The sequence below is a fragment of the Bacteroides cellulosilyticus DSM 14838 genome (genome assembly GCF_000158035.1).
GTDB classification, from domain to species: domain Bacteria; phylum Bacteroidota; class Bacteroidia; order Bacteroidales; family Bacteroidaceae; genus Bacteroides; species Bacteroides cellulosilyticus.
In genome coordinates this window covers 125,007-135,138 of record NZ_EQ973486.1, presented here as the reverse complement: position 1 = coordinate 135,138, position 10,132 = coordinate 125,007, and the positions used below count along the sequence as shown (strand labels likewise).

Genomic DNA, 10,132 nt, shown 5'->3' with positions numbered 1-10,132 from the left:
AGAGCGAATAGGATGTGGATACAAATTAAGCAGAAATCATTATTTTATATCAATGAAAAACAGAATAATCCAATCCCTGTTACTTTACCGCAAACAGCCAATTCTATTACTGAAGACAACGAAGGTAATATATGGATTTCTACCACAGATAATATATATATGTTGGAACAAAAAAATAACTTCCAGCACCCACGTTCAGTTATTCCCACTCAAACATCTCACAAAGAAAAAATTACAAACATAAGAGGAATTCAATCTGACAGTAAGGGTAATATATGGGCAGGATATAGAAATGGGCTCATACTAATAAAAAAGACGAAACTGGATAAATTTGAAATCAAAATATACAATAAATTCAATCTGAAAAACAGTCAGATTAATATCAATAACCTATATTTTGAAAAGGGTACTCACCACCTATGGGCTTGCACCAGAGATTTTGGATTATTTATGTTTGAACTTGATGAGCAAAGTAACATTACTAATCAAACACGATTTTACTTATCGGATAATCATAACGAACAGATAAACAGTAACCATGTATGGGCAGTAACCCAAAGCAGTTCCAATAAAATATGGATTGGTACAGATGCGGGATTGAACAGCATCGACTTCTCTGGTGGAAAGATTCAGATAAAAAGCTTCAATCACATTAGCCAATTGAGAAATATCAAGATTCTATCCATTATTGAAGACACAAATAGTGCTTTATGGCTGGCTACCAGCAAAGGTCTTATCAAATTCACGCCTACCACCAATGAGATAAACCGCTTTTACTACAAAGATGGTTTATCAAACAATTCTTTAATGGAAACCAGTCAGATAGATGACAATGGGATTATTTACTTTGCCAGCATAAATGGGATAACCTATTTCCACCCTGACGAAATAACACGCAATCCAATTAAGCCTCAAGTACTGATTACCAAATTGCAAGTATTCAATAAAGAAGTAGAAATAGGGAAGAAAAAGAATGGAAGAGTTCTATTACCAAAATCAATTCTTGAAACTTCAGAAATAACTTTAAAGCACAATGAAAATAATTTCACTATCAATTATGTAGGAATACACTTCAATAATCCACAATCCAATAAATTTGCGCATCAGCTAGTAGGATATGACAAAGACTGGATATATGGAGGTGCTGAAAACCGTTCTGCATCTTACAACAATCTTGCTCCCGGAAAATACCAACTGCGTATCAAAGCTTCCAACAGTGACCAAGTATGGGCGGATGAATATCGAACACTGGATATTGAAATCCTAGCTGCTCCATGGGCCAGTTGGTGGGCATACCTCACCTATACTTTACTGGGAATTATCATTATTTATATCATTGTCATACATTATAAGAGACAAGAAAAACTAAAATACAAACTACACATCGAACAATTAGAGAGAATACATGATAAAGAGATGAATGACAACAGGCTAAAATTTCACACCAATATTGCGCACGAAATAAAAACGCCGCTCACTCTTATCAGTGCTCCCTTACAGGAGTTGGTTAAGCATCCCACAGATGATACATTCATAATCTCCAGACTTCAGATTATTCAGCAAAGTACAAACCGCCTATCCAACTTAATCAATCAATTTTTAGATCTTCGAAAAATAGACAAAGAAGCTCTTCCATTATCTATACAAGAGACAAATATCGCACATTTATTTGAAGCGATACTGGAGAGCTTCAGACCTCTGGCAGAACAAAAAGGAATAAATTTTCAGTATTTTTCAGACTCTTCTGAAATACAAGGATGGATAGACAGAGACAAGGTGAGCAAAATATTAAATAATCTATTATCCAATGCTATTAAATTCACTCAAAAAGGACATCAAATAACCGTCTTTATTGCCAAAGAAGAAGATCATATCTTCTTTACAGTTGAAGATAATGGTTGTGGAATATCAGAACAAGATCTTCCACACATTTTTGACCGCTTCTATCAATGCGGTACTCAACAATCGAGTGGAACTGGCATTGGACTATCGCTTGTATATGAACTAATACAACTGCATCACGGAAAAATATCAGTAACGAGCACCATAGAAGTTGGTACAACCTTTAATGTTTCTATTCCTATCACTCAACATTATTACAAGGAAGAAGAAATCAACCAATCACATATACAAGAAGAACAACAATCAAATCTTTTACAGGAAGAATCACCTGTACAGCTTTCTGCCTCCAAACAAATCATTCTGGTCATAGAAGACGATTATGATATGCGTAAATACTTACATCAATATCTCTCCCCACACTTCGAGGTATTAACCGAAGATAATGCTTTTTCCGGATACGAAACAGCATTAAAATATATCCCGAATCTAATCATTACCGACATCATGATGCCTGGAATGAATGGATTAGAATTGTGTAACAAACTTAAAAACGATTTCCACACAAGTCATATTCCTGTCATTATACTTACCGCCAAAGCAGCAGAAGAAGACTTATTAAAGGGATATCAGAGTGGAGCTGAAATCTACATCACCAAACCTTTCAACCCGGATAGCCTGATACTTCAGGTAAGAAATATGATTTCACTCAAAAAATATCAAGAGAGAAATACACTTAATACGAATGATGATGACACTAACGAAAATAAAGATTATATAGCATTAGACGAAAGAGAACAGAAATTTATAAACAAGCTTAATAATTGGTTAGAATTACACTTAGAAGAAACGGATTACAATATAGAAGATATTTGTAAGGAGATTGGAACAAGTCGTATGCAATTACACAGAAAACTTACAGCCCTTTTAGGCCAGTCAGCATCCGAATTTATACGTTGCTATAAGATGAAACGAGCTAAAGAATTATTAGAATCAGGTAACTTTAATGTCTCTGAAGTTGTTTATAAAACGGGATTCAAAAATAATTCCCACTTTACTAAAACATTCAAAAAGACTTACGGACACCTTCCTTCTGAACTATTATGATCAATTCAATATTCTACTGAATATTCCTTAAAATCAAAAGCAGAAGGAAGAGCCGTACTCAATTCTTGGAGCAATAGAGAATAATCTAAATGACAAATGAACCGGAGAATAATTAAAATGACTATTTCACTTCAAATTTTCCTTGTAACTTTATATCTTGTGAAGAACTTCCCACCATTACCGCAAACGTGCCCGGTTCTACTACGAAATGATTATCCTTATTCCATAATCCCAACTCTTGCGGGGTAAGCACGAAATCAATCACTTTTTCTTCGCCCGGTTCCAGATGGATACGTTCGAAGCCACGCAATACTTTTACATATGTAGTCACAGAACTCATCTCGTCATGCAGATAAAGCTGAACGACTTCATCTCCGGCTACTTTTCCTGTATTCTTCACTTTACAACTCAGCTTCACACTACCTTGTACACCAATGACCAGATTCTCTATCTTTAAATCACTATAAGCAAAAGTAGTATAACTCAAACCATATCCGAAGGGATAAAGCGTACCGGTAACACGTACAAAACCTTTTGAATCGGAACCCGGTTTAAAAGGAAAAGCAAAAGGTATCTGCCCTACCGAACGGGGAAAGGTTACCGCCAATTTACCCCCCGGATTATAATCACCGAAAAGTACTTGTGCCACAGCATCTCCCATAAATTCTCCCGGGAACCAAGCATGTACAATACCCGGAATATAACGCTCAGCCCAGTTGATGGTGGCGGCGCGTCCGTCTACCAGTAACAAGATCACAGGTTTGCCCGTTGCGTATACAGCTTGCAACAGTTTTTCCTGTCGTCCGCACAAATCCAGATTGGTACGGGAATATTCCTCACGCACTGTCTTCTCATTTCCTCCCAGTACCATAATGGCTACGTCCGATTCCTTTGCCAAGGCTACAGCTTCATCCATCATAGCCTGTTCTTCCTGATCCAATGGTACTTCGTAAAGCTCGCTCTCCGGAAAATATTTATCAATAATGTCTGTTCCTTTTGCATAGCGAACCTCTGCATCAGGCAAATACTCTTTTATTCCCTGATATACCGTCTTTATCGGAGCATTAGCCGGACCATAACGACAAATCAGGTTCTGCACTTCATTCGCATTAGGACCAATCACTGCTACTTTCTTCAAATCTTTGGAGAGTGGCAGGATATTATTCTCATTCTTCAATAAAACGATAGATTCTAAAGCCGCTCTCATGGATACTGCCTGATGTTCCTTGCTATGTACCACCTTTTCAGGATGTTTGGCATCTCCCTTATAAGGATTATCAAACAACCCCATCCCAAACTTTACCCGCAACACATCTGCTACACGGCTATCAATCGTCTGCATGGAAACCTTTCCTTCACTAATAGCCTGCCGAAGCGGACGAATGAAGTTCTCGGGCAAAGTAAAGTTAGTACGCACATTCAGTCCCGCATTTACTACCTGGGCAGCTCCATCTACAGCATCGGCAGCCACCTGATGCTTGGAATAAAGAAATTCTACCGCTTCACTGTCAGACACTACATAACCTTTGAAGCCCCATTCGTGGCGAAGTATTTCAGTAAGGAAATGATAGCTTCCGGTAATCGGTTCACCATCATAGTCATTATACGAACTCATGACTCCCAATGCTCCGGCTTCGCAGAAAGCCTTGCGGAAAGGTTCGATATAAAGAGTCCGCATCTCGCGCGGTGCTACGTGTGGATCAGTACGGGTACCGGCATCACGCCCACCGACAGGGATACTATATACTGCAAAGTGTTTGGGAGTGGCAACCAGCCCTTCTTGCTGAAGTCCTTTAATCATCCGTTTTCCAAGTTCTCCCACCAGAAAAGGATCTTCTCCATAACATTCTACTACACGTCCCCAACGCGGATCTTGTGCAATATCCAGAATAGGAGAATAAATATTAGTATAACCTAACGCTTTTGCCTCTTCAGCGGTGACCTGAGCTATTTCACTGATCAGTTCCTTATTCCAGGTAGCCCCCTGTCCGCATTGGGCAGGGAACATGGTGGCCCGGTCATGGCAAAGTCCGCGAATACCTTCGTTGGTAAAATCGACAGGTATTCCCAGACGGGTCTGCTCCACAAACCATCGCTGAATGGTCTGCCGATTTTCTACACTATTTACATAAGGATATGATAAAGAAGAACCGAAACGTCCCAAGCCATTGGCCTGTTCATCTATATTGGCTATACCGTCCTTCCAAATTTCATCTTTCCACTTCTCAGTAGGAAGAGAATCTTTCAGTACACGTCCGGACCCGTACAAGGTAGCCATCTGGCAAGTTTTCTCCTCCAAGGTCATCTGCGACAGCAGGTCTTGTACTCTTGCCTCTATCGGTGCCGAAGGATCTTCGTAGATATCCTTCACACCGTTCTTGTTAAAATCAATCCAGCCTTTCTTATATATACCGGGATTATTACCCGCATACACACCCGCACAAAGCGATACAGCAATACATAAAACGATTCTTCTTTTCATAGCATCTTTTTAGTTTTCCATTTCAAATATTAGTTCTCCACCCTTCATCAAGTCGAAATGAGAGAATCTCGGTTCCGCCAAATCTTCACCATTCAACTTCATGGAGCGAATATACTTATTTTCCACACTATTATTCTTCGCTTGGATTACAAAATCTTTCCCATTACTCAAATGAATAGTCACTTTATCGAATATCGGACGGCCAATTTCATAAACCGGGCGGCCCGGACAGAACGAATAGAATCCCATAGCACTCAATGCATACCAAGCAGACATTTGTCCAACATCCTCGTTTCCGGAAAGCCCGTTAGGATCATTATGGTAGAGTGTACGAAGAATATGGTCTACTAAAGCCTGTGTCTTGCGAGGTGCACCGGCATAATTATAAAGGTATGGAATATGATGACTTGGCTCATTGCCATGTGCATACTGGCCAATCATTCCGGTAACATCGGCAGCGGCATTCGGATCACCCGTCAGTTCGGAACTTGTAGTAAACAGCGTATCCAGATGGGCCTCGAAAGATTTCTGTCCTCCAACCAGTTCCATCAGTCCTTCTACGTCCTGTGGCACAAACCATGCCCATTGCCATGCATTTCCCTCTACGTAATTACTGGGACGTTGCACGGATGCCGGATCAAAAGGAGTAATCCAACTGCCATCGCTCAGACGTCCCCGCATCAGTTTAGTTTCCGGATCAAAGTAGTTCCGATAGTTCCTGGAAAGCTCCATATATTTATCATAAAGGTCTTTACGATTATGCTCCTTCATCATCTGGGCTATCAGCCAGTCATTATAAGCAAATTCCAGCCCTTGTGAAACAGAACCACCTACCTTATCGCAAGGAATATATCCCAGTTCATTCTTATATTTAATGGATACAGGCATCAGTTTCCCATTCAGAATCTGGCGATCCATCATCGGCGTAACACCCGTAGTATCATATACCGATGAACGTATGCATGCTTCCAGTGCCTTCTTTACATCAAAATCGCATTGTTTCTTCATCATAGCATCGGCTATGACAGAAACGGCGTGGTAACCGATCATAGTACCTGTTTCATTAGAAGCCAGTTCCCATTTAGGCAAGATGCCACCCTCATCATACTTACGAAGCAGTGAACGAATGAAAGCCTGATTCTGCTCTGGTGTAACAATAGTGTAGAGAGGATGAGCTGCACGGAAAGTATCCCAGAGAGAGAACACTGTATAATTTGTATAAGAAACATCCTGCTTAATCTCATGTCCCATTGTACGGTAACGCCCGTCCACATCGGATGCCAGGCTCGGCTGGATAAAGGCGTGATACAGTGAAGTATAAAATACAGTACGGCTATCATTGTCCGAAGTTTCGATATCAATCTTTCCAAGGGCTTCATTCCAGGTAGTATTCGCCTGTTTCATGACACCTTCAAAGTCCCAATTGGGGATTTCAGCCTCTACATTCAATCGGGCACCCTCTTCATCCACACTTGAGATACCTACCTTTGCCAATACGCGTCCGTCAGCAGGGAGATTTCTAAAACTCATCACTGCCTTAGCGGTATTGACTGTTACAGATGTACTATCCGATTGATACTCAGTTCCCGAATACAATTTATAATCAAACGGACTGGAAAACACTGCATAGAAATATACATAGTGACGCTTAGCCCAACCAACAGTATATTTCATTCCTGCTATGGTAGAATCATTTACCACACGAATCTGAGTAACAGGATGCTGATGACCATGAATGGTAGGTTCCATATCCACAATCAGACGGGCATCACTTGCCTTAGGGTAAGTATACCGATGCAGGCCTGCACGCAAAGTAGCGGTCAGTTCCACATTGATAGAATCATCCTGCAACAGTACTTGATAATATCCCGGTCGGGCACTCTCTTGTTCATGCGAGAAACGAGAACGATAACCTTCATCCGGATTTTCCGCTGTCCCGGCAATCAAAGGTTTCTCGCCGACTACGGGCATAAAGAGTATATCGCCATAATCTCCAATACCCGTTCCACTAAGATGGGTATGGGTAAAGCCCATGATGGAAGTATCGTCGTAATAATAGCCGGAACAGGCATCCCAGCCAAAGAGACGGGTATCCGGACTCAACTGTACCATTCCATGGGGTAAAGTTGCACCAGGGAAAGTGTGGCCATGTCCACCAGTCCCTATAAATACATTCACGCTATCGGTATACTCCTTGGGGAGATCCTTTTCTGCACAGGAAAACAATCCGATTCCTGAGGCCAACAACAGCATGCAGAGTTTATTCTTCATAAAATTATATGTTTATGTTTTTGTTACCAATCATCTGTCCTGAATGAAGATACCGGAAGACCGAACATATTATAAAGACAGCCTTTCACATAATCCTTAAAAGCATATCGCACTGCCACCGGATGCGGCACCTCCGGGCTGGAAACGACCACCGTTTGAGCATCTTTACCCAAATGCGCATTGGCAGGATGGAACACCCTATCCTCACCGGCTATTTCGAAACCTGTCAGTGGTTGGCGATATGTAGTCAAACCTTTACCTACTTCATCAAATGATACCGCGATCTTATTTCCCTCTATCTGCATAGACTTATACAACGGACCGGTTACGGGGAAACCCTTCTTACCATAAGTTAGTCCTAAGGCCATGTATGCAAAACGATTACCTACGGTTTCTTTCTCCATAGGATGTATGGTACGCGCATCACCGATATCAGTCAGAATTATCATTCCGGAAGAAGGTACAATACCCAGACATTTTGCCTGAGCCTCACGCAAATAGGCCGAGTTTTTTCCTTTTCCTTCACCCTTATTATAGTTGAATGGAGCAATCTGAGCATAATAGAAAGGAAATTCCCCTATTCCCCATTGTTTCCGCCAGTCATTCACCAATGAAGGAAACAGTTGCATATACAAGTCGGGGACATCTACATTGGCTTCTCCCTGATACCACAAACAGCCTCGTATGCCATAACCGACTACGGGACTCAACATACCATTATAAAGAATAGAAGCATTGTGTACATCCGACAAGTCTTTGTAAGGTTCTATCCCTTCTTTACTCATCCAGGCTTCCACCCGCGAACCTCCATAACTCGCATGGATGATACCTACGGGTACCTTGAGCACCTGGTTCAGTTTGCGTGCAAAGAAATATCCGGCAGCCGAGAACTCGGGGACTGTTTCAGAAGAAGCTTCCTGCCAAATACCTTCACAGTCAGTCAGTGGTTCGGACGTCATCTTGCTTCCTACTATAAACATACGAACTTCGGGATTTCCGGAAGTGACAATGGCATCCAACGAACCAATCACCGGATCACCATAACGTCCGCTTACCCGCATATCCATATTGGACTGGCCGGAACAAAGCCATACCTCACCGATCAATACATTATTGATATGTACCGACTCACCATCGCTCACCTCTATGCTGTAGGGACCACCATAAACGGGTGTCTCTACCTTTACTTTCCAGTTACCTGATTCATCGGTAACTGCCGTATATTTCTTAGCATTCCATGAAGTCTTTACAGTTACTTTCTGCTGTTTCCTGTCACTGCTTCCCCAAATGGCAACCGCACTTTTTTGCTGCAACACCATTCCGTCAGAGAAGAAAGACGGCATTGTAATACGTGCCTGCACCCCTTCCGCCAGAAGCAGAAAGGATGCAAACAGAGCCATTATTAACTGATATCGTTTCATTGTTTAATTTCTTACGGGCATCTTAAATGTCAATGGAATTTCTTTCCTGAGCATACGGGCCGCCTCACCAGTCAACCACAGGTAATGATCGGAAGGTTGGCCGTCCATATCGATAAACTTGGCAATGTCACTAACCGGATGATCGCCCGTACATTTAAAGATAGCGGTACCTTCATCCACCTCATCAAACATGGCTACATAAATCATTTCCGCCCCTGCCATCATCGCTGTAGAAAGTTGCTGCCAATAGAAGCGTCCTCCCTGACGGGGAATACTGCCTACAGGCTTTACGTCATCCGGAAACTCCAGTTTGCTGAGATTATGCCAACTGAACCCAGGAGTTACGGCGGGAACATAATCTACTCCATTCTCTTCGCACCAGCGGATATCTCCAATAACCAGGTCACGAAAACGATCCATATCATTGTGCAATAACGGAGAGAAGCGCTGGATAGTCCACGGCAGAACGATATCCGCCTTTCGGATCAATGTATGCAGATAAGGATCATTCATACAATCGGATTCCAGAGTGCGCCAGAAGGTAGGAACACCCAACATTACCGTGCAACCGCCATATACCGGATCATTTTGCAGGAAGTCAATCAAGCGCTCCATGCCGATATTCCTGATATTGTAAGGACGGTCGGGGAAACCGACACCCCAGATAGCCACTACCGGCTTTCCGTTATGGTGCAAATAAGTTTTCGCACCGGACTGATTAGTCACCTTCTGATTGTCCACCAGCCTCTTCCAGTCTTCTATTATCATGGAGCAGTCTTCACCGGATCTTCTCAAACCGGACAGATCATACATCACAGCGATGGCACGATCATACTTGGAAGCTGCTTCCAAAGCATTTTCCAGGATACGGTTAGGCACCGAATTCTTTTGATCTCCACGGGTATAGTCCACAAAACGCTGTACAAACACGCCATCCACTCCGTAATCTTTCATCCACTTGAAATGCAAATCAACAGTAGACTTGTCCGCAGAGCTGAATACACGTGCTTTT

5 protein-coding genes are annotated in these 10,132 nt (G+C 42.0%); 1 reads left to right on the top strand and 4 read right to left on the bottom strand.

Annotation, left to right across the window (positions count from 1 at the left end):
- Positions 1-12 precede the first annotated feature (12 nt).
- Positions 13-2,946, top strand: a complete 2,934-nt coding sequence (locus BACCELL_RS00520) for a hybrid sensor histidine kinase/response regulator transcription factor (protein WP_044153122.1) — start codon at positions 13-15, stop codon at positions 2,944-2,946.
- Positions 2,947-3,067: 121 nt separating this feature from the next.
- On the opposite strand, the gene BACCELL_RS00515 is transcribed toward BACCELL_RS00520, so the two are convergent.
- The 4 genes from BACCELL_RS00515 to BACCELL_RS00500 form a co-directional block, all read right to left on the bottom strand.
- On the bottom strand, positions 3,068-5,428 hold the full coding sequence (locus BACCELL_RS00515; RefSeq protein ID WP_007209508.1) for a glycoside hydrolase family 3 N-terminal domain-containing protein: 2,361 nt from the start codon (positions 5,426-5,428) through the stop codon (positions 3,068-3,070).
- Between the two features lie 9 nt (positions 5,429-5,437).
- Complete coding sequence (locus BACCELL_RS00510) at positions 5,438-7,699, bottom strand: GH92 family glycosyl hydrolase (protein WP_007209507.1); 2,262 nt, start codon at positions 7,697-7,699, stop codon at positions 5,438-5,440.
- Between the two features lie 23 nt (positions 7,700-7,722).
- The gene (locus tag BACCELL_RS00505) at positions 7,723-9,120 is read right to left on the bottom strand and encodes a sialate O-acetylesterase (protein WP_007209506.1); all 1,398 of its coding nucleotides are present in this window, start codon (positions 9,118-9,120) and stop codon (positions 7,723-7,725) included.
- A gap of 3 nt (positions 9,121-9,123) precedes the next feature.
- The coding region (locus tag BACCELL_RS00500) for a glycoside hydrolase family 99 protein (RefSeq protein ID WP_007209505.1) at positions 9,124-10,132 on the bottom strand (1,009 nt) is incomplete at its 5' end.

Excerpts from the sequence above, each read along its gene's own strand:
- BACCELL_RS00505 (WP_007209506.1), bottom strand. The coding sequence starts at position 9,120 with ATGAAACGATATCAGTTAATAATGGCTCTGTTTGCATCCTTTCTGCTT.
- BACCELL_RS00520 (WP_044153122.1), top strand. The coding sequence starts at position 13 with ATGTGGATACAAATTAAGCAGAAATCATTATTTTATATCAATGAAAAA.
- BACCELL_RS00510 (WP_007209507.1), bottom strand. The coding sequence starts at position 7,699 with ATGAAGAATAAACTCTGCATGCTGTTGTTGGCCTCAGGAATCGGATTG.
- BACCELL_RS00515 (WP_007209508.1), bottom strand. The coding sequence starts at position 5,428 with ATGAAAAGAAGAATCGTTTTATGTATTGCTGTATCGCTTTGTGCGGGT.